This window comes from Algicella marina (assembly GCF_009931615.1).
GTDB classification, from domain to species: Bacteria; Pseudomonadota; Alphaproteobacteria; order Rhodobacterales; family Rhodobacteraceae; genus Algicella; species Algicella marina.
In genome coordinates this window covers 190,372-208,607 of sequence record NZ_CP046620.1, presented here as the reverse complement: position 1 = coordinate 208,607, position 18,236 = coordinate 190,372, and the positions used below count along the sequence as shown (strand labels likewise).

The 18,236-nt window shown below is 62.2% G+C and carries 20 protein-coding genes; 5 read left to right on the top strand and 15 right to left on the bottom strand.

Features of this window, described 5'->3' with window-relative positions; translation table 11 throughout:
* Positions 1–6: 6 nt before the first annotated feature.
* Complete coding sequence (locus GO499_RS01140; protein WP_161860454.1) at positions 7–735, top strand: hypothetical protein; 729 nt, start codon at positions 7–9, stop codon at positions 733–735.
* Between the two features lie 90 nt (positions 736–825).
* Here GO499_RS01140 and parC read toward each other — a convergent pair whose 3' ends face one another.
* Positions 826–3,132, bottom strand: a complete 2,307-nt coding sequence (gene parC / locus GO499_RS01135) for a DNA topoisomerase IV subunit A (protein WP_161860453.1) — start codon at positions 3,130–3,132, stop codon at positions 826–828.
* Between the two features lie 114 nt (positions 3,133–3,246).
* On the opposite strand from parC, the gene GO499_RS01130 reads away from it, so the two are divergent.
* Together GO499_RS01130 and GO499_RS01125 are read left to right on the top strand one after the other, a co-directional pair.
* Entirely contained in the window at positions 3,247–3,714 is a 468-nt protein-coding gene (locus tag GO499_RS01130; RefSeq protein ID WP_161860452.1) for a DUF6428 family protein, read from the top strand.
* A gap of 57 nt (positions 3,715–3,771) precedes the next feature.
* A complete protein-coding gene (locus GO499_RS01125) occupies positions 3,772–4,602 on the top strand; it encodes an SDR family NAD(P)-dependent oxidoreductase (RefSeq protein WP_161860451.1) in 831 nt (276 codons plus the stop codon).
* Between the two features lie 202 nt (positions 4,603–4,804).
* Here GO499_RS01125 and GO499_RS01120 read toward each other — a convergent pair whose 3' ends face one another.
* The 8 genes from GO499_RS01120 to GO499_RS01085 are packed head-to-tail and all read right to left on the bottom strand — an operon-like array spanning position 4,805 to position 12,131.
* Entirely contained in the window at positions 4,805–5,581 is a 777-nt protein-coding gene (locus tag GO499_RS01120; protein WP_161860450.1) for a creatininase family protein, read from the bottom strand.
* On the bottom strand, positions 5,578–6,204 hold the full coding sequence (locus GO499_RS01115) for an NAD(P)H-dependent oxidoreductase (RefSeq protein WP_161860449.1): 627 nt from the start codon (positions 6,202–6,204) through the stop codon (positions 5,578–5,580). The genes GO499_RS01120 and GO499_RS01115 overlap by 4 nt, the downstream gene beginning before the upstream one ends.
* Complete coding sequence (locus tag GO499_RS01110) at positions 6,205–6,786, bottom strand: NAD(P)H-dependent oxidoreductase (protein ID WP_161860448.1); 582 nt, start codon at positions 6,784–6,786, stop codon at positions 6,205–6,207.
* A complete protein-coding gene (locus GO499_RS01105; RefSeq protein WP_161860447.1) occupies positions 6,787–8,181 on the bottom strand; it encodes an FAD-binding oxidoreductase in 1,395 nt (464 codons plus the stop codon). It abuts the gene before it with no gap.
* The gene (locus GO499_RS01100; protein WP_161860446.1) at positions 8,178–9,443 is read right to left on the bottom strand and encodes a cytosine deaminase; all 1,266 of its coding nucleotides are present in this window, start codon (positions 9,441–9,443) and stop codon (positions 8,178–8,180) included. The genes GO499_RS01105 and GO499_RS01100 overlap by 4 nt, the downstream gene beginning before the upstream one ends.
* Positions 9,443–10,309, bottom strand: coding sequence for an ABC transporter permease (locus GO499_RS01095; protein WP_161860445.1), 867 nt, complete (start codon positions 10,307–10,309; stop codon positions 9,443–9,445). The genes GO499_RS01100 and GO499_RS01095 overlap by 1 nt, the downstream gene beginning before the upstream one ends.
* Positions 10,306–11,079, bottom strand: coding sequence for an ABC transporter ATP-binding protein (locus GO499_RS01090; protein ID WP_161860444.1), 774 nt, complete (start codon positions 11,077–11,079; stop codon positions 10,306–10,308). The genes GO499_RS01095 and GO499_RS01090 overlap by 4 nt, the downstream gene beginning before the upstream one ends.
* A 50-nt stretch (positions 11,080–11,129) precedes the next feature.
* Entirely contained in the window at positions 11,130–12,131 is a 1,002-nt protein-coding gene (locus GO499_RS01085) for an ABC transporter substrate-binding protein (RefSeq protein ID WP_161860443.1), read from the bottom strand.
* A 225-nt stretch (positions 12,132–12,356) separates the two neighbouring features.
* Here GO499_RS01085 and GO499_RS01080 point away from each other — a divergent pair, with 225 nt between their 5' ends.
* Entirely contained in the window at positions 12,357–12,752 is a 396-nt protein-coding gene (locus GO499_RS01080) for a RidA family protein (protein WP_161860442.1), read from the top strand.
* Here GO499_RS01080 and pcaG read toward each other — a convergent pair.
* From pcaG to GO499_RS01060, 4 genes are all read right to left on the bottom strand, one after another.
* Positions 12,749–13,360: a protocatechuate 3,4-dioxygenase subunit alpha gene (gene pcaG / locus GO499_RS01075; protein ID WP_284154849.1), complete on the bottom strand. Its 612-nt coding sequence runs from the start codon at positions 13,358–13,360 to the stop codon at positions 12,749–12,751. The two genes, GO499_RS01080 and pcaG, sit on opposite strands and share 4 nt — an antisense overlap.
* Positions 13,360–14,100 (bottom strand): protocatechuate 3,4-dioxygenase subunit beta, encoded by a 741-nt coding sequence (gene pcaH / locus GO499_RS01070; protein ID WP_161860440.1) that lies wholly within the window; start codon positions 14,098–14,100, stop codon positions 13,360–13,362. Before pcaH ends, pcaG begins: the two co-directional genes overlap by 1 nt.
* Positions 14,101–14,167: 67 nt before the next feature.
* The gene (locus tag GO499_RS01065; protein ID WP_161860439.1) at positions 14,168–15,196 is read right to left on the bottom strand and encodes a hypothetical protein; all 1,029 of its coding nucleotides are present in this window, start codon (positions 15,194–15,196) and stop codon (positions 14,168–14,170) included.
* Positions 15,180–15,878 carry a hypothetical protein gene (locus GO499_RS01060; protein ID WP_161860438.1) on the bottom strand — a complete coding sequence of 233 codons (699 nt, stop codon included), beginning with the start codon at positions 15,876–15,878 and terminating at the stop codon, positions 15,180–15,182. The genes GO499_RS01065 and GO499_RS01060 overlap by 17 nt, the downstream gene beginning before the upstream one ends.
* On the opposite strand from GO499_RS01060, the gene GO499_RS01055 reads away from it, so the two are divergent.
* Positions 15,877–17,001: a hypothetical protein gene (locus GO499_RS01055; RefSeq protein WP_161860437.1), complete on the top strand. Its 1,125-nt coding sequence runs from the start codon at positions 15,877–15,879 to the stop codon at positions 16,999–17,001. The genes GO499_RS01060 and GO499_RS01055 overlap by 2 nt on opposite strands.
* Positions 17,002–17,003: 2 nt before the next feature.
* On the opposite strand, the gene GO499_RS01050 is transcribed toward GO499_RS01055, so the two are convergent.
* Positions 17,004–17,603 carry a hypothetical protein gene (locus GO499_RS01050; protein ID WP_161860436.1) on the bottom strand — a complete coding sequence of 200 codons (600 nt, stop codon included), beginning with the start codon at positions 17,601–17,603 and terminating at the stop codon, positions 17,004–17,006.
* A 12-nt stretch (positions 17,604–17,615) separates the two neighbouring features.
* Positions 17,616–18,221, bottom strand: coding sequence for a hypothetical protein (locus tag GO499_RS01045; RefSeq protein ID WP_161860435.1), 606 nt, complete (start codon positions 18,219–18,221; stop codon positions 17,616–17,618).
* Between the last annotated feature and the right edge of the window lie 15 nt (positions 18,222–18,236).

Genomic DNA, 18,236 nt, shown 5'->3' with positions numbered 1-18,236 from the left:
GCTGACATGCGCCTGAGTATCGGTGGAATCTTCGGAACCACGTTCCGCATCTTCCTTCAGAACTGGGTCTGGATCACGCTCGAGTACGCCGGTGCAGTCATTGTCGCCACGTCTGCCTTCACCGTCTTCTTCCCCGATCTCGCCCTGCGCATGCTCTGCGGCGAAGAGATCGACGATACACTATTCCTCTTCGTCAATCCGCACTCGCTGATCGCCAGTCCCGTCTACACTTTCGTCACCGTCAGCGTTCTCCTGCGCCTCTGGCCCCGCGTCGGTGGCACCCCTCCACCTGTCCTCTCAGCAACTTCGTGGGTGGCGATCATCGTCCTGTCGCTCCTCGTCGATCACCTGCTCAATCTGTCCCTGTTCTTCATGATCATCCCTTTGTTCATCGTCAGCGCCCTGACAACGCTGCTGATGCCACTGCTGGTCATCGAGCAGCGCGGCTGGCAATCTCTCTCCCTAAGCCTGCGGGAAACAATGCCGCATCTGCTGCCACTCTCCGGCATCTGGGCCGCCGTGCTGATCCCGTGGCTGATGCTGATCTTCACCACCGGCCCGCAGCGAAACCCGGACAGCGGTGCAACCCTCGTCGACCTCTGGGCCCGCGAGATCGCTCACGATCTCGTCTCGGCCCCGGTCAACGCCTTCTGTATCTGCCTGATCGTCGCCGTCTACCTCGCCCTGCGCCTGCCGCCACAAAAGCCGGACGATCTGGAAAAGATCTTCCGCTGAGGCATTACAGGTGCAGGCTGAACGGCAACCAATGCGCACACAGCGGCCCGGAACCGACGCACGCGGACGCCGGCCGTCTGACACGGAAACTCACTCGGTAAACGTGTTGTCCCTCGGGAAGCCGCGCGGCGCCATTCGCCCGGCCCCGGCCCGCTTCGCCAGATAGTCGCCAAGCTCGGTTTCCGTCCGCGTGCGCCCGCCGCTGTCCTTCCACTGCAACCCGTTTTCCAGCGCGAAAGTCCGCGCATCCGACAGGCCGCCATCCTTGTACTTCTGCAGCCGCACGCCCTTGCCTCGGCCCATCTCGGGCAATTCGTCCAGCGGGAACACCAGCACCTTGCGGTTCTGGCCCACCACGGCTACGTGGTCGCCCTCCACCGGCTTGCACACCAGCGCCGTGACGCCGTCCTTCACGTTCAGCACCTGTCGGCCCGTGCGCGTCTGCGCCAGCACCTCTGCCTCCGGCACGATGAACCCGTCGCCTGCGCTCGAGGCCACCAGCAGCTTGCGCCCCGGCTTGTGCAGGAACAGCGCCACCAGTTCGGCCTCGTTCGGCAGGTCCACCATCAGCCGCACCGGCTCGCCCATGCCGCGCCCGCCCGGCAGGTTGGCACAACTCAGCGTGTAGAACCGTCCGTTCGCCCCGAATGCCAGCAGCTTGTCCGTCGTCTCGGCATGGAAGGCAAAGCGCGGCCCATCGCCGTCCTTGAACTTCATCTCCGCGTCCAGCGACACATGCCCCTTCATCGCCCGGATCCAGCCCATGGCGGAACAGACAACAGTGATCGGCTCACGCTCGATCATCGCCTCCAGCGGCACCTCGGCCACGTCCGGCACACTGTCAAACCCGGTGCGCCGCGCTCCCGGCGGATAATCCGCGCCCAATTCGTCCTTCAGCGCGTTCAGGTCCCCGGCAAAGGTTATCCCCTTGAACCGTGCCGGCGCGCCGAACTGCTTGCGGATCTCGCGCAACTGGTCGGCGATCGCACTCCACTGCATGTCCTCGCTGGCCAGCAGCGCCTGCAGACCTTCGCGCTCCTGCAACAGATCCTCGCGCTCGCGCCGCAACTCCATCTCTTCCAGCCGTCGCAACGCCCGCAGCCGCATGTTCAGGATCGCCTCGGCCTGCACGTCCGTCAGCTCGAACTCCGCCATCATCACCGGCTTCGGCTCATCCTCGGTGCGGATGATCTCGATCACCCGGTCGAGGTTGAGGAAGGCGATGATATAGCCCTCCAGCACCTCCAGCCGCGCGTCGATCTTCTCCAGCCGGTGGCGGGAGCGGCGCAACAACACCTCGCGCCGATGGTCGAGGTAGGCGCGCAGCACTTCCTTCAGGCTGCACACCCTCGGTACCCTGCCGTCGATCAGCACGTTCATGTTCATCGAGAAACGGGTTTCGAGGTCCGTCTGCCGGAACACCGTCTCCATCAGCAATTCGGGATCGACGCTGCGCGATTTCGGCTCCAGGATCAGCCGGATATCCTCGGCACTCTCATCGCGGATGTCACCAAGGATCGGGATCTTCTTGGCGTTGATAATCTCCGCCACCTTCTCGATGAGCTTCGACTTCTGCACCTGAAACGGAATTTCGGTAACCACGATCTGCCACTGCCCGCGCCCGAGATCCTCCCGATGCCAGCGCGCCCGCATCCGGAACGCCCCGCGCCCCGTCCGGTAAGCCTCGGCGATCACCGCGCGATCCTCCACCAGCACACCACCCGTCGGGAAATCCGGGCCGGGTACGTAATCCAGCAGCGTCTCGTCCCGCGCGTTCGGCGCCTTGATCAGGTGCAGGCAGGCGTCCACCAGTTCGCCCACGTTATGCGGCGGAATGTTCGTGGCCATGCCCACGGCGATCCCCGCCGCGCCATTGGCCAGCAGATTCGGCAGCGCTGCCGGCAGTACGGTTGGCTCCGTATCGCGGCCGTCGAAGTTGGGGCGGAAATCGACGGCATCCTCCGTCAGCCCGCCCATCATCGCGGTGCTCACCGTCGTCATCTTGCACTCGGTGTAGCGCATCGCAGCCGGGTTATCGCCGTCGATGTTGCCGAAGTTGCCCTGCCCGTCGACCAGCGGGTAGCGCATGTTGAAATCCTGCGCCATCCGCGCCAGCGCGTCATAGATCGACTGGTCGCCATGAGGGTGGTACTTGCCCATCGCCTCACCGACCACCGTTGCGCATTTCCGGTACGAACCCGTCGGCTCCAGCCGCAACTGCTGCATCACGTAAAGCACACGGCGATGCACCGGCTTCAATCCGTCACGGGCATCCGGCAAAGCCCTGTCCGTTATGGTGGACAGCGCATAAGTCAGGTACCGGTCACCCAGCGCCCGCCGGAGCGGCTCATGCAGGTCACCTTCCGGTATATCGTTCGTATCGTCGGTATCAGCCATAGATATGGTGTATCCCCAGCGCCAACCCTCGTCCAGCGGAAGATGCAGCAAAGCTTGACTACCGGCATTATTTCTATAATTGTAGAAATATCGCAATTAACCGGAGGTCCCACCATGCCAACCTGCCCGAACTCCCTTACAGGCCTCGCAGCCGCCCTTGCACCCCACAGCGACAAGCCGCTTGAAATCTCGCTCGACGCTCAACCCGTGCCCGCTGGCTACCACGTTACCGAACTGAAGGCGGCATCCATCCGCTCCATTGATTGCAGCGGGCGGCAGAGCGCGTGGGACGAAACCCAGATCCAGTTGCTCGACGGCTCCGGCGAGGGTGACTTCATGGCCACAGCGAAGTTTCTCGCCATCGTCGATCGCTCCCGCACCACCCTTCCCGCCCTCGACCACGGCACACTTGTGTTCGAAACATCGCCCGGCCGTGGCCCCCTCCAACGCGCCACCCTCGACGCGATCACGTTTGAAGGCGGTACCGTCCGGCTCGCCCTCACGGCTGAAACCACGGCCTGCAAACCGGCCCGACAGGGTGGGTGCTGCACCCCGGCCACGGCCTGCTGTTCAGCAGCCTGACAGGTTGCTGGCAGGGCGCGAAGGCTCTAGGACTTGCCGGAAAGCACAGGCAGGCGCATGGCAAGAACCATCCTCATCACCGGCTGTTCCTCTGGCATCGGTCTCGATGCCGCGCATGGGTTGAAGGCGCGCGGCTGGCGCGTCTTCGCCACCTGCCGCAAGCCCGACGATTGCGCCCGGCTGGAGACCGAAGGGCTGGAGAGCTTCCCCCTCGATCTCGCCAGCGAGGAAAGCATCCAGTCCGCCATCGCAGAGACGCTTTCCCGCACCGGCGGCACCCTCGACGCGCTTTTCAACAACGGCGCCTTCGCCTGCCCCGCCTTCGCCGAGGATCTGCCGCGCGGAGCCCTGCGCGAAATCTTCGAGACCAACCTTTTCGGCCAGTTCGACCTCATCAACCGCCTGATGCCCACCTTCCGCGCCCAGGGTCACGGCCGGATCGTCAACAACTCCTCCGTCCTCGGCCTCGCTGCCGTCCGTGGCCGGGGTGCCTATGTCGCCACCAAGTTCGCGATGGAAGGTCTGACCGATACCTACCGCCTGGAGAACCGCATCCCCGGTCTGCACTTCATCCTGATCGAACCCGGGCCCATCACGTCGGACATCCGCCTCAAGGCCCGCGTGGCCTTCGAAAAATGGATCGACTGGCAGAACTCGCCCAACCGCGAGCAATACGAATCCGTCCTGCGGCCTCGCCTCTACGCGGGTGTCGGCAAAAAAGATCAATGGGAACTTCCCGCCTCCGCCGTCACCGCGAAGCTGATCCACGCGCTGGAAAGCGAGCGCCCGAAACCCCGCTATTTCGTGACCGTGCCGACCTACGCCGCCAGCCTGATCAAACGCCTGATGCCGACGCGCATTGCCGACAGGATTCTGCGGAAGTCGTGACAGGTTTCGCCGTCGTCACAATGCCGCGTCTAATGTCTTCAAGCCTGATCTGATCGGTCATCTGATATCGTCGCAGGGCAGCAGGCTGTCCGCCAACCTCTGCCCCGGCCGGGATGCGAAAAGTGGATTTCACCTCAATACCCGACCAATCCACTCGCAATACCAAATCCATACCAAAACCATACCAAATCCATACGACGCCTCAGGTGCTGCCCGGCACCTCCATTCGCTGCACCTTCCGCAGCAGTTCGATGAACCCCGCCACCTGATGCTCTGCCGTCAGCCTGCCCTTCTCCGCCGTCGCCAAGGCTGCGTCGCCGGCCACGCCCGCTGGCCCGAGATCGGACGCAATCCACCCGTAACTGATTGGTCCGACAGGCGAAATTTCCGTTACCTCGGCCGAGGAGCGGAAGGTCTCGGCCTTCGCCATATCCACCGTCTCAGGTCGGAAATTCAGCATCAGCGATGTCTCTATATCGCCACCGTGAATCCCATAAGTTCTTTCAAAGTCCGAATAAATCCCCTCCGGGTGCCCGAAGGCGCCCCACTGGCACTTCACCGCCAGCATCCCCGCCTGCACCCGCAACTCCCGCGAAAGAATCGACACGAGGTCCAGATTTCCGCCATGCGAATTGACGATCACGATCTTGCGCACCCCTGCCCGCGCCACCGAAAGCCCGATTTCCACCCATGATTTCAATGCACTATCAGCCGAAAGCGTCAGTGTGCCCTTCGCCCAAAGATGCTCGTTGGACTTGCCCACCGCCTGCACCGGCAGGATGCGCACATCCAGATCGTCGGGGCACGCCGCGCGAAACGTCGCCAGCATCCCCTCGGCGATCATCGTGTCAACGCCCACCGGCAGATGCGGCCCGTGCTGCTCCACCGCCGCCGTCGGCAGTATCGCAATCGTCTGATCCGCAACGATATTTTCGAATTCCGATGCCCGGTACTCATACCAGTCCAGCCGTCGTGTCATGCCTCCACCTCCTGGCCGCGTGCCATGCCGCCGGTCATCTTCTCCATGGTCCGACCTACCCGCGCCAGATGCCGCCTGCGACTCTGATCGGTAGAACTATCCATGAGATAATGCGCTACAAAATAGCTCCGACAGCGTTTTGCGCAGATGAATCTGACGCCACGCAACAATGTTCTGCGCCCCGGTGCTCCCACCAGTGCCGTCAGCCACCAACTCGCACCACAGGTCGTGAACACGGCCAGCTTTTTCACATGCGTCAACCCGGGCCGAATGTCCGGATGCGCGTCGTCCGGCATCAGAAATGCTACCCCCGGCAACAGGACGCGGTCCAACCAACCCTTTAGAATCGCTGGCAAACCGTACCACCATGTCGGATAGACGAAGATCAACGTGTCGCACCATTTCAGCGCATCCGCATGGGCTGCCACTGGTCCACAATTGCGCTCAGTATCCTCGTAGGCCTCCAGCTCACCGGCTGTAAGACAAGCCGCGAACCCATCGCGATACAGATCCACCAGTCGCACCTCCGCCCCGGCCTCCCGCAGTTTCTCCAGCACCACGTCCCGAACCGCCGCGTTGAAGCTGCCCGGTCGGGGATGCGCATAAACCACCAGTGCCCGCATTCAGAACGCCTCCATCTCACGCCCGACCCGGCTCAGGAATTCGGAGCGTTTTCCGTCACTTGCCCGGTTCATGTCGTAAAGCGCAAGATACCTCATCTTCTCTGGCCGGCACACGTGCCAGACCGCCCGTGTCACACATTTGCGCGGCGGATCACCCGCCATGATTGCCCGCACCCGCGTCCCGCCATAGGTCGTCACCGCCGCAAGTTTGCGGATGTGCGTCAGGTTTGGCCGCACCTTTCCATCGACCAGCTTGAACGACACGCCGGGCAGGAACACGCGATCGAGAAATCCCTTGAGAATGGCCGGATAGCCGAAATTCCAAACCGGAAAGACCATTACCAGCGCCTCGGCCGCCCGCAGGCGTTCGACATAGTCCCGCACCGGCTCGATATTGGTCGGTTCATCGTGATAGCCCCGCCGCTCCACCTCCGTCAGTACCGGCGAAAACCCTTCGGCGTTAAGGTCGCAATCATCAACGTCCCAGCCACTTTTCTGAAATGATTCAACCACCTGATCGTGCAGGGCGGCAGAGAAGCTTTCCGCGCACGGGTGCGCAAACAAAACCAGCGCCCGCGGCATCTACGTCGCCGCCTTCAGCTTGGGGTAGGCGTACATCTTGTCGAACGTCCAGTCCGGATCGTCCCAACTGATCATCTTGCCGGGGTTCAGCAGCCCTTTCGGGTCAGCTTCCTGCTTGAACCGCAACTGCCGGTCATCCACCGTCTGCCGTCCGCCTTCCTCCAGCGTATAGCGATGTGGATTGAAAATCATCGCGCCGGCTTCCTCGTGCATCCGCACGATCTCGTCCAACCGCTCCTCCGTTGTGAATTTCACAAGACTGAGACCCGCGTAGATCAGTCGCCCGCTTTCACGGATCAGCTCCAGGTGCTGCATCACTTCTGGAGACAGCGCACTGCGCATCTTTTCAATCAAATCAAGGGTATCGGGGTATCCATAGCGCACCTGCAGATAGGTGATCGACGGGTCCACCCGCAGCGCCCGCAAGGTCGTGTGGTTCCAGCCGTACTCGAAGACCGGCCCCGGCCCACGCTCCCAGTCGCTGGCGTCGGAGCGGTAGATCACCCGCGCTTCGGGCCGCCGTCCGAGAAACGTCTCGAAACCGTCCATCGAATGGGGTGCCACCATCAGGCCGATAACGCTCGTACCCGCATCCACATGTGGCGCCACCCGCTGAAAATAGTTCTTGGCAATCGGCGCCTCATAGACCGACCCGAGCTTGATCAGGATGCCATCCTGGTTACCGAGATCATGTGTAAACCGAACCGCCTCCATGAAGTTATCGCAGGCGACGAACATCTCGACCCACTCGTAGGCCGGCGCCAGCGGTATCTCCACCTCGGTGATTATCCCGTTGGTTCCGTAGGCGTGGCTGACCCGTGGCAATTCTTCACCACGAAACTCCAGCACCCGCGGTTCCGCCTCCATCGTTACCACACGCAGGCGGATGATATTTCCAAGGTCGCGCAAGCTTCCCCAGGTGCAGGAGCCGACGCCACCCGAGCCGCCGGCGATGAACCCGCCGATCGTGGCCGTCGCCCATGTCGATGAAAACATGCGGATTTCCTGCCCGGAATGCGCCTTGGTGGCAGCGTCCAGATCCTTCAGCAGGCACCCTGGCTCCACGATTACCCGGCCCGGATGGATCTCCTTCACGGCAGACATGTGCCGCAGATGCATGACACAGCCGCCCGCCAGCGGCATCGCCTGTCCGTAGTTGCCGGTACCCGCCCCGCGCGTCGTCACCGGGACGTCATGCTGATGGCAGACCCTCAGAACCTCGATCACTTCGGCCTCGTTGCGGGGCGAAACGACGAAGTCGGCAACAATGTGATCCAGCCTCGCCTTCAGAACCGGCGAATACCAGAAGAAATCACGGCTCTTGGCCCTTATGGAATTCTCGTTCCCCTCGATGTCGAGATGGCTCAGCGCCGCCTTGGCTGCTTCGATATTCATGGTACTCCTACAAGGTCATCCAGTTCCGAATATTCCGGCAATGTCCGGTCTATCTGTTTGCCGCCGCGCACCACGATCCTGTCCGCCTGCGGCCGGGCGAAGAACTCGCCCCAGCTTCGTGCCTTGCAGATTACCAGGTCGGCGGAAGCCCCGGCCGCGAAACTTGGCGCCGCGAAACCGCAGGCCTTTGCCGGATTGGCCGTGAAGGCATTCACCCAGTCGTCGCCGGTGTGATCGAGGTGCCCGATGCGCGTCGCTTCGCGCATCACCTCGATCATGTCCATGTCACCGTAGGCGTAGAACGGATCGCGGGTGTTGTCGGAGGCGAAACTCACGTTGATTCCGCGCACCTTCATCTCATGCACGAGCGTGATGCCCCGCTTTCGCGGCGTCCGGTGGTTGTGCCGGTTCTGCAGATACAGGTTGCACATCGGCAGTGAAACGACGTTCAGCCCCACCTCCGCCACCAGATCGATCGTGTCCATCGCCACGCCCGTCTCCTGCGCAGACAGCGAGCAGAGATGGCCGACCGTGATCGGCTTGTCGAAGCTCAGGTCCCGCGCCGTCTCTGCCACGACGCGCAGCGTCTGGCTCTCCGGGTCAAGCGTCTCGTCCACGTGGAAATCCGCTTCGAGACCGCGCTCCATCGCCAACCGCAAGAAGCCTTCAACGCGCGCGCGCAGGTCGGGCACCGGATACGTCACCATGCCCAAAACGCCACCCGCGTCCGCCACCCGATCAGCCGTTTCACGGAAACGGCCTTCCGGCTCCATTCGGTCACAGGCGATAAGACAGGCGCCCTGAAGGTCGATCCGCCCGGCCCATTCTTCACGCATTTCCCTGAAAACCGGCCACGAAATCTCATCCTGCGGCGCGATGCTGTCTATATGGGTTCGGATCGCCCGAGTGCCGTGCGCAAAGGCGCAACGCAGCGAGAAATCCATCCGGCGACGCACATCTTCCGCGCTCCAGTTCGCCGAACTGTCAGCCCGCACCGTCGTCAACGCCCCCATGAACGTCCCATCCGGGTTGGCCGCCCTCGGCCAGATATGGCCCTTGTCGAGGTGTGTATGCATGTCCACGAAACATGGCAGCACGATCGCCCCGCCCATATCCACGGCTTCGCCCGGTGTATCGCTGATCTGGCCATCACGCAGATGAATGTCCCGCTTTACGAACGCCGCCTTGTCCCCAAGCAAGCATCCGGGCACCCGCACATCACGCAACGTGACGGCGCCACTCGGCAATTTCCTGAAATCCATCATCCCTCCCGCTTGATCGCGCTTTCGTGCCATTTGCGGAGAAGAAGATAACTCAAAAGGCTCAGCAAGGCATAGATCACCACGCCCGTCGCAGCGATCAGGGCAAGGCCCGCGAACATGCGCGGAATGTTGAGTTGATAGCCGGCCTCCTGGATGCGAAACGCAAGGCCAGAGGCCCGACCGCCGGTGCCGGCCACGAACTCCGCCACCACCGCGCCGATCAGCGCCAGCCCGCCAGCGATCCGCAAACCACCGAGAAAGTAGGGCAGCGCTGACGGCAATTGCAGATACCGCAGCCGCTGCCACCGCGTCGCGCCATAGATCCGGAACAGGTCGCGCAGGTTATGGTCGGCCGAATTCAGCCCCAGTGTCGTGTTCGACAACACCGGGAAAAAGGCCACGATCCATGCGCACAGCAACAGCCCGACCATCCGGTTGTCCACATAGATGAAAATCAGCGGCGCGATCGCCACCACTGGCGTCACCTGCAGGATCACGGCGTAGGGGAAGAAGCTCATTTCCACGATCCGCGATTGCGTGAACAAAATGGCCAGCCCAACGCCGCCGATCACCGCCACCGTCAACGCCATCAGCGTGATCTGCACCGTCACCAGCAGCGAGCCGGAAAGCGTGCCCCAGTCCTGCACCAGCGTCTCGCCCACCAGTCCGGGGCCCGGCAATATGTAGGGTGGAATCTCGTTGACCGTCACCACCCTGTCCCACGCCCAGAGAGTTGCCGACAGCATGATGACGGGCAACAGCCAACGGCCGACCTTCTCGAACCTTTGCCGCTGCCGCCGCCGCAATTCGTCGGCATCGACAGTCGCGCCCTCCTCGCGGACATCCGACGCCGCCGTCACGCTCATGCCGTCTCTCCCATAGCTTCGTGCAGCGCCGCCGTCGCCTCGCGCGTGTAGGCGGCATATTTGGCCGAGGTGCGAAATTCCTCGTCGCGTGGATAGGCCTCGTCGACCCGCAGTTCGCGGATGACCCTGCCGGGCCGCGCCGCCATCACCACAATCCGGTCGGAAAGAAATACACTCTCGAAAACCGAGTGCGTCACGAAAATAACCGTGCATCCGATCCGTGCCTTCATCTCCAGCAGGTCATTGTTCAGCTTGAAACGGGTGATCTCGTCCAGCGCCGCAAAAGGCTCATCCATCAGGATCAGCCGGGGTCGCGTCACCATTGCCCGCGCGATGGACACCCGCATCTTCATGCCACCGGAAAGCTCCCGCGGGTAGGACCGGGCGAACTTTGCCAGCCCCACCATCTCCAGCGCGTCCAGTATCTCACCCTCGACATCCGCAAATTTTCGCCCCCGCAGACGGAAGGGCAGAAACACGTTCTGTGCCACCGTGGCCCAAGGCATCAGCGTCGGCTCCTGAAAGACGACGCCGAGATCTCCCGCACCCTGTCCGCCGGTCCAGTTGATCCGCCCAGCCGTCGGGTGAATCAGGTCGGCAATCAGCCGCAATGCCGTCGATTTTCCACACCCCGAAGGCCCAAGCAGCGAGATGAAGTCGCCTTTGCCCACCGAGAGCGTCATGCCCTTCAGGGCAACGACACTGCCGTTGAATGTCTTGCCCACATTCTCCACGCGCAGGATTTCCTCGCGTGCCGTCGCGTCTGTCATGGATGGTTCCTGTCGGTTCGGGCAGGTCCTGTCGACCTGCCCGTTCAGTATCACTCGGGCTTGATGTCCATGCCCACCTTCTTGTTGGTGAACTCGGTCGTGTAAGCCGCTTTCCAGTCGATCCCGTCCTCGATCACCCCGGCCTCAACCATCTTCGCGTAGAAATCGCCGACTTTCTCGTCGGTCATCGCGCCGATTCCCAGTTCCAGCGAGTCGCCACTGTCGACGATGCCGTTCTCCAGCATCGACGCCTTGGCGAAGTCGATCTTGTCCTGCGTCATGTCCGGGTTAGCCGCGATGATCGCCGCATCTGCCACCGAGCTGTCACCCCACAGGTAGTTGTACCAACCCGTCAGCGAACCATCGACGAAACACTCGACCACTTCCGGCTTGCTCTCGATCGTCTCGGCCATTGTCTCGATCGTCGTGGCGTAGGTGGAGTATCCGGCATCCGCGATCAGGAAGACATCCGGCTTCCAGCCGGCTTCCTTCTCCACAGCAAAGGGTTCGGAGGAAAGATAACCCTGCATTCCCTTGGTATCGTCAGCGATGAAGGGTGCCGGGTTGAAGGTATAGGGCATCCGCTGTTCCGGTGTGAACCCGTAGGCCGCGATCATCCACTGATAGAAAGAGGCGAAGCCGTTGTCGCCGATCAGCAGCGTCAGGTCCTTGAGGTCCTCGAAAGTCTCTGCCTTGCCGGGATGCGCTAGGATCACCTGCGGATGTTTCTGAAAAATTGCCGCAACGGATACCACAGGGATCCCCTGTTTCACCGCGTTGAACGCCTGCAGCATGTCGCCGCCCATGTGAAAGTCGATCTTGCCTGCCAGCATCAGCGCCCGGTTGTTCACCTGCGGCCCGCCCGGCACGATCTCCACATCCAACCCGCATTCCGCGTAGGTGCCATCGGCAACAGCCTGATAGAAGCCGCCATGCTCTGCCTGAGCCAGCCAGTTGGTGCCGAAGGCGGCTTTCGTCATGTGACCGTCGGCGAGTGCCGCCGTGCCGCCAAGAGCCATCAGGCCAGCCGCAGCGATCAATCTGGTGTTCATGAAACTCTCCCGTGTTGGATACACCGCCATTGATTGTGAAGCTTACGCGGAAAGGGAAGACCCGCAAGCCGCCGTTTGGGCACCTCTTCCGGCATCTGTCCATTTGGCGGGCATTCGCTCTCGCCGCTGCCGCCAAAAGGTGCATTGCATGCCATATTCAAGCCGGGCTCTTTCCCCGCCCCGCCGCGCGCCTATCATGCAACCGTCATCAGAGGAGAAGACAGTATGCGCCCGCTTACGCCCGGCACCATCGCCCCGCCCTTCGCCCGCTACGCCCACGGGGTGGAACTGGACAGCGCCACCCGCCTGATCCTCACTTCGGGGCAGCTTGGCCTCGCGGCAGATGGAAGCGTGCCCCCGGATGCGCGCGCACAGGCCGATATCTGTTTCGCCAACATCGCGGCAATTCTCGCGGAAGCCGGGGCCGGGTCCGAACATGTGGTCAAGATTACGGCCTATGTCACCGACAGGATGCACATGGCCGCCTACATGGCCGCGCGCGATGCGTGGTTCGGTCCGCACCCGCCCGCATATACCTCCACCCTGGTTATCGTCAGCGGGTTTACCCGCCCTGAATTTCTGGTGGAGGTGGAGGTGACAGCGGCCCTGCCGCCGTCCTAGAGATCGAAGAAAACCGTTTCGTCCGGGCCCTGAAGATGGATGTCGAACCGATACCCGGCGTCTGTCTTCTTGGCGATCAACGTCTTCACCCGGTTGCGATGCTCGATACGCGCCAGCAGCGGGTCGGCATCGTTCGCCTCTGCTTCATCCTCGAAATAGAGCCGCGTGTTCAGGCCGAGGTTAATCCCCCGCGCCACGATCCAGAAAGAGATGTGCGGCGCCTGCATCCTCCCGTCGGTCCATGGTACGGCACCCGGCTTGATCGTTTCGAAAGTAAACAGGCCCGAATCTGCATCCGTCGCCTGTCGCCCCCAACCGCTGAATGCCGGGTCAGCTTGTCCGCGACGTTCAGACGGGCTGTTGTACAGCCCGGCGGCATCGGCCTGCCAGATTTCCACCATCGCGTCTTTCAGGGGCGTCCCGGTGCCGTCGACAACCTGGCCCTCGATGGTGATCTGCTGCCCCTTCACGCCCTCGCCCAGCATCGTCCGGCCGAGGTTTTCCGGGTACACGCCGTCCAGCCCCACGTAGCTCGGCATGCAGCCGATATGCACATAAGGCCCCGCTGTCTGCGAAGCGCTTTCCTTAAGATAGCCAAGCTCCTGCATCACATTCCCTCCGGCCGGTTCTCGAAGTGCGTTTGCCGACGCCCGCGCAACACGATGTCGAACTTGTAGGCGCGCGTGTCCATCGGGATCGTCGCATTCATGTCCAGCCGCGCCGTCAGCAGGTCGATGGCGGTCTTGTCCGGGATCGTATTGACAATGGGGCACAGCGGGATATGGGGGTCACCCTCGAAATACATCTGCGTGATCAGCCGTTGTGCGAAACCGTCGCCGAACACCGAGAAATGGATATGCGATGGCCGCCAGTCGTTGACACCGTTGGGCCAGGGGTAAGGACCGGGCTTGATCGTGCGGAAAGCATAATAGCCGTCCTCATCCGTAATCGTCCGTCCGCAACCGCCGAAGTTGGGGTCGAGCGGCGCGAGGTAGGCATCTTTCTTGTGCCGGTAGCGCCCGCCCGCATTCGCCTGCCAGAATTCCAGCAGCGCACCACGCACCGGCTTCGCCCGCTCGTCCAGCAGCCGGCCGTGAACGATGATGCGCTCTCCGATGGCACTCTCGCCCTCCCGCGCGAAATTCAGGATCAGGTCATCGTCAAGCGGTCCGAGGAGACCGTGCCCGAAAGTCGGGCCCGTGATTTCGGACAGCGAGTTGCCAAAGGAAATCGGGGCCTTCTGCGGCGAACGCGCTACGCTGGTCTTGTAACCCGGCGTCAGCGCCTTGGGATGCCATTCGCGGTCCCTCGGAAAGAATGCCCCCGTCTCTCTGACAGCATTGCTCATCGTGACCGTCCCATTTTTGTTATCCCTGCGTTTTTCCTAGCAGCAGAGCCGGGGAAGGTCCAACCCGCTACACGCCATTCCTGCCGGGAAAAAGCGCCACCAATCCGGCGGCACTGCCGATCGCGGCCAGCACGATCACCAGCGGGTCCTCCTTCAACAGGTCGAGCAATCCCGGTGCCAGCCTGATCGTCTCGCTTCCACCGTACTCCAGCAGCGCCCAGGTCGTCGCCTCCGCCCCTTCGTCAGTGGCCTGAACTAGAAAGAAGGACTCCTTCTCCATCCGGTCCCGCTGGCCGATGACCTGTACCAGCATTGTCGTGTCCCGTTCGCCCAGCCGATCCGTGAACCGCACGAAACCACCAGTTTCCAGATCTTCCTCGCGCAGCGTCACATACGCGCCTTTGGAGATAAGGGAAAACGAGGTCGGCCCGCGAAACACGATCCTGCCTTCATCCAGATAGCCGCCGACTTCCGTCTTCGGCAGCGACCCGATGCCGATCTGGGCGTGAAACAGAAACCGTCCCAGATCCTCGATCCGCTCTGCGCCGACGACAACGAGCATATCCTCGCTGAACTTGGTCGAGGATGCGGCACTGTCCGGCAATTCATCGACCGCGATCACAAGATCTTCGCCTATGATCTCGAACACCAGTCTTGTTCCGAACGGCGGGTCGAGAACGAAACTTTCAGGTCGCTCGCCGGCAGCCGCCACTTCGCTTCCGACCTGCGTAACGACATAGGTCGAGAGGGCGCAGGGGCCATCTGTTCCCTGCAGGCTCCGGTCCGGCCTTGGCCGCTTCCGGCAGATCGTCACGTCTCCCAGCACCCATGCTGCCGCATTCTCCTGCATCGTCGCTTCCAGCCGTGTCGTTTCCGCTGTAACGATCGTGCTCGTCGGATAAATCCGCACGTATCCGAACTGGATGACATAGAGATATCCGATGATCGCCAGCAGCTTCAGGCCGGGATGCACATCGTGCCGGAACGGGCGCAGGATCAGCTTCACCACTCCCACCACCACATGCACGAACGGCCTGACCGCCCGCGCTACGGTTTCGACGGCCGCCTTCGCCCAATCCCTACCGTCCCGCGACACTGAGCTCGAACTCGTAGTACTCGATGTTTCGGTTGCGGGTCACATCCAGGTAGACCGTGAAGGTGTCGTCTTCAGGCAACTTGTCGATCGGCACGCGGCATAGAGCAGTGTATTTCAGACCGTTCTCTTCCTTCACGTCCTCGCAGAAAACCGCGAACGCATCGGCATCTACCCCCAGTGCCAGCACCGTCTCCGCGCCGCCGGTATTGAGGTATATGTTTAGCGTGTCGGCATCGTCCGCCACCGAGTTCCAGTAGACCGGAGTGAAAGCCGCATCCTCCTGCGCGCAATCGCCCCGCGTCGCCCTCACCGCCAGTGCCTTTTCGGCGATCAGCGGCCCTTCATCCGTGGGATGCGGAAAACTGGCCAGCGGAGCCTCCGGCTCTTCCCGCAAACGGAACGCAGCCGCCGATTCATACGTACCGTCCTTGGAGGTTACCCGAATGCAGGTCATCTCGCCCGGCTTGGCCCAGTCATCCGGCAGGGTCGCCCGGATACGCGGCGCCTCGCTGAGGTCGTCATCCGATCCAAACATAACGCCCAGCACCAGGGAGGTGCTGACCTTCGCACGCGGGTAGACCTCTTCGTGAAACTCGATAAGGTCGAATGGGCTGGAACTGTCCTGAGCGTCAGCCGCTCCGGCGAGTGCAATGGCAAGTACAAACGGGAATCGCGTAATCATGGCGTCTACGTTCAAACTCTTGAAACCTTTGTCCGACCTTACCCGCAAACTCATCATCACTCTACTCTTTATCGCCGCCACCGCGCCCGCGGGCTTCGCGCGCGTGGTTTCGGTCGAGGACGGCACCGGCCACGGCTTTCTCTTCCAGCACCGCGGCAATTGCTTCCTGATCCTGCCGACACATGTCCACGGCCGCAATCGGTCCGGTCTGCGGATCACCGGGCAGGACCCTGTGGAGATCGGCTCCGCCTCGGTCGTCTACGAAACCGACGAAGCGCTCGACATCTCGCTGGCCCTCGTACGCGGCGCCATCACCGGCAATTGCGGTCCCGCCTGGGCTGCGCTGCCACGCGCCATCCCCGCCGCAGCCCGCGTGGGCGCGCCCGTCCGCCTCGTCCGCCATCACCAGGCCTCGGTCGAGGCGGTCCGATCCCGTATCCAGACAGTCGATTTCGAGACGATGACGATCGTTCCGGCAGAAGGCGAGCAACGCGACTACGGGGCGGGCACCAGTGGCAGTACCGTGCTCGATGGTGATGTGCCCATCGGCATGGTCACCGACGCCAGCCTCCGCACCGAGGCGTATCTCATCCGCATGGACGAGATCGTGGGCCGCCTCTCCCGCTTCGTGGAAGGTATGGGCGCCGACGATTGCAGCGACCCGGCCAGCGCCGCCGTCCTCGCCGGTCAGTGCGGCGACGCCGCCGTCCAGGTCAGCAACCTCGGCCCGTTTCGCCTGATGTCGTGGTCATCCCATCCCACAAGCCCGGGATTCAGCGCAGAGGAGATGATCGCAGGCAACGCCCCCTACATCGCCCCCATCGGTCAAGGCGGCATAACGCTTGTTTTCGAGGCCCCCGAAACGGCGACGCTTTCCCGAATACGCCTGACCTCACACGCCGACAATGCCGAGAGTTTCGTGCCCAAGGGCATCTCCGTCCGCGTCGACACTTCCACCGACGGCATAGACCGTTCCCGCCGTTTTCTCGCGCAGGATATGGCCCCGGACGGCTCCCTCGACATGCAGCGCGGCGCCACCTATGCCCGCCGCGTGATCGTGACGATCACCGACGCGTGGGCTGGCGGCAGCCCGGTTCGGTTGGACGCCGTCAGTCTGGAATAGCTCTACTGCGCCAACGGGATCGAAACTTCCACGGGCGTCCCTTCCAGTTCCGATGTGCCGCGCAATGTCCCGGATTCATCCAGTGTCAGCTGAACCCATGTTGCCAGCGACATGCTGACGACATCGGCATTCAGCGTGGCAAGGCAATAATTGGTGTTTTTCTGGTAAAGCCAGCATTGCTCTTCCGGTTTCCAGGGGCCGACCTTGATGACGATGGAGCCTCGGCCATCGGTCTGCAAGGCACCGGAGTTTCGCTTCACGAATCCGATATACTGGCTCGTCGGCTTTTCCGTCAGCGGTTTCATGTAGACATTGATCGACGGCGCACTGTTGAAAATTGCCCGCAGCACTTCGGAGCGCATCGCAAGTTTCGTGGAATAGAGGCCCGAGCGGATCGCCATGCGCTTCTGGTCCGCATCACCCCGTTCGATCAAAATCTGCATCGCGGCCAGCGCCTTCTTCTCGTCCGTATCGGCAAGCGCATCCTCGAACGTCGTCAACTCCTTCGCCCGCGCGTCGACCTCCGCATTGAGATCGTCGAGGGAAACCTGCGCCAGCGCGGGAAAAGCAAGGCAGGACAGAATTACGAGATAACGCAACATGGAAAACACCTTTCAGCGGAAGTCGATTGTGGCGGGAAATGTCAGGTTGTCGGCAGCGGGCGGCGCGATCCTGCCGCGCAGCACGCCGTCCTCCGTCAACGTGAACGTGCCCTTGATTTTCTTTTCATAGCCGATATCGAGCTTCAGGCCCGAAATCGTGATGTTGTACCCGGCGTAGCAATCATTCCTGCTGTACAGGTTGATGCACTGTGTTTCCGGAAATTTCTGATAAAACGGCCATGTCTGAATTGGGCCGCCCCATTCCGCCAATACCGCCAGCGCCGTCTCGTTCCCGTCGATCTCGGACGTATCGACCGTAATCACCAGTCCGTCCCTGCGGGAAATCGCTTCCCACAGCGCCCGCGCCCGAAGTTCACGGTCTGGCGCGGCAAGGCTCCGGGTCAGGGCGATCTCGGCAAGCGTCGTGTTACCGCTCTCCATCATCACGTCGAAGGCCGCCAGAGCCCGCTGTCCGTCGGTGCCTTCCAGTATCTCCCCCAGCGTAGTGTAATCGCCCGCCCGGGCGTCAATCTTGGCGGTCAGCGCCTCCAGATCGATATCCTGCGCACTTACAGGCAACGCCAGACCAAGCAGGAGCGCCGGCAACAAGGTCTTCACGTGATATCCTCTCAT

Bases quoted from the DNA above. Each gene is read 5' to 3' on its own strand.
- GO499_RS01090 (WP_161860444.1), bottom strand. From the start codon at position 11,079: ATGACAGACGCGACGGCACGCGAGGAAATCCTGCGCGTGGAGAATGTG.
- GO499_RS01105 (WP_161860447.1), bottom strand. From the start codon at position 8,181: ATGAATATCGAAGCAGCCAAGGCGGCGCTGAGCCATCTCGACATCGAG.
- parC (WP_161860453.1), bottom strand. From the start codon at position 3,132: ATGGCTGATACCGACGATACGAACGATATACCGGAAGGTGACCTGCAT.
- GO499_RS01060 (WP_161860438.1), bottom strand. From the start codon at position 15,878: ATGATTACGCGATTCCCGTTTGTACTTGCCATTGCACTCGCCGGAGCG.
- GO499_RS01120 (WP_161860450.1), bottom strand. From the start codon at position 5,581: ATGACACGACGGCTGGACTGGTATGAGTACCGGGCATCGGAATTCGAA.
- GO499_RS01140 (WP_161860454.1), top strand. From the start codon at position 7: ATGCGCCTGAGTATCGGTGGAATCTTCGGAACCACGTTCCGCATCTTC.
- GO499_RS01125 (WP_161860451.1), top strand. From the start codon at position 3,772: ATGGCAAGAACCATCCTCATCACCGGCTGTTCCTCTGGCATCGGTCTC.
- pcaH (WP_161860440.1), bottom strand. From the start codon at position 14,100: ATGAGCAATGCTGTCAGAGAGACGGGGGCATTCTTTCCGAGGGACCGC.
- GO499_RS01055 (WP_161860437.1), top strand. From the start codon at position 15,877: ATGGCGTCTACGTTCAAACTCTTGAAACCTTTGTCCGACCTTACCCGC.
- GO499_RS01100 (WP_161860446.1), bottom strand. From the start codon at position 9,443: ATGGATTTCAGGAAATTGCCGAGTGGCGCCGTCACGTTGCGTGATGTG.
- GO499_RS01115 (WP_161860449.1), bottom strand. From the start codon at position 6,204: ATGCGGGCACTGGTGGTTTATGCGCATCCCCGACCGGGCAGCTTCAAC.
- pcaG (WP_284154849.1), bottom strand. From the start codon at position 13,360: ATGCAGGAGCTTGGCTATCTTAAGGAAAGCGCTTCGCAGACAGCGGGG.
- GO499_RS01130 (WP_161860452.1), top strand. From the start codon at position 3,247: ATGCCAACCTGCCCGAACTCCCTTACAGGCCTCGCAGCCGCCCTTGCA.
- GO499_RS01095 (WP_161860445.1), bottom strand. From the start codon at position 10,309: ATGAGCGTGACGGCGGCGTCGGATGTCCGCGAGGAGGGCGCGACTGTC.
- GO499_RS01085 (WP_161860443.1), bottom strand. From the start codon at position 12,131: ATGAACACCAGATTGATCGCTGCGGCTGGCCTGATGGCTCTTGGCGGC.
- GO499_RS01080 (WP_161860442.1), top strand. From the start codon at position 12,357: ATGCGCCCGCTTACGCCCGGCACCATCGCCCCGCCCTTCGCCCGCTAC.
- GO499_RS01110 (WP_161860448.1), bottom strand. From the start codon at position 6,786: ATGCCGCGGGCGCTGGTTTTGTTTGCGCACCCGTGCGCGGAAAGCTTC.
- GO499_RS01050 (WP_161860436.1), bottom strand. From the start codon at position 17,603: ATGTTGCGTTATCTCGTAATTCTGTCCTGCCTTGCTTTTCCCGCGCTG.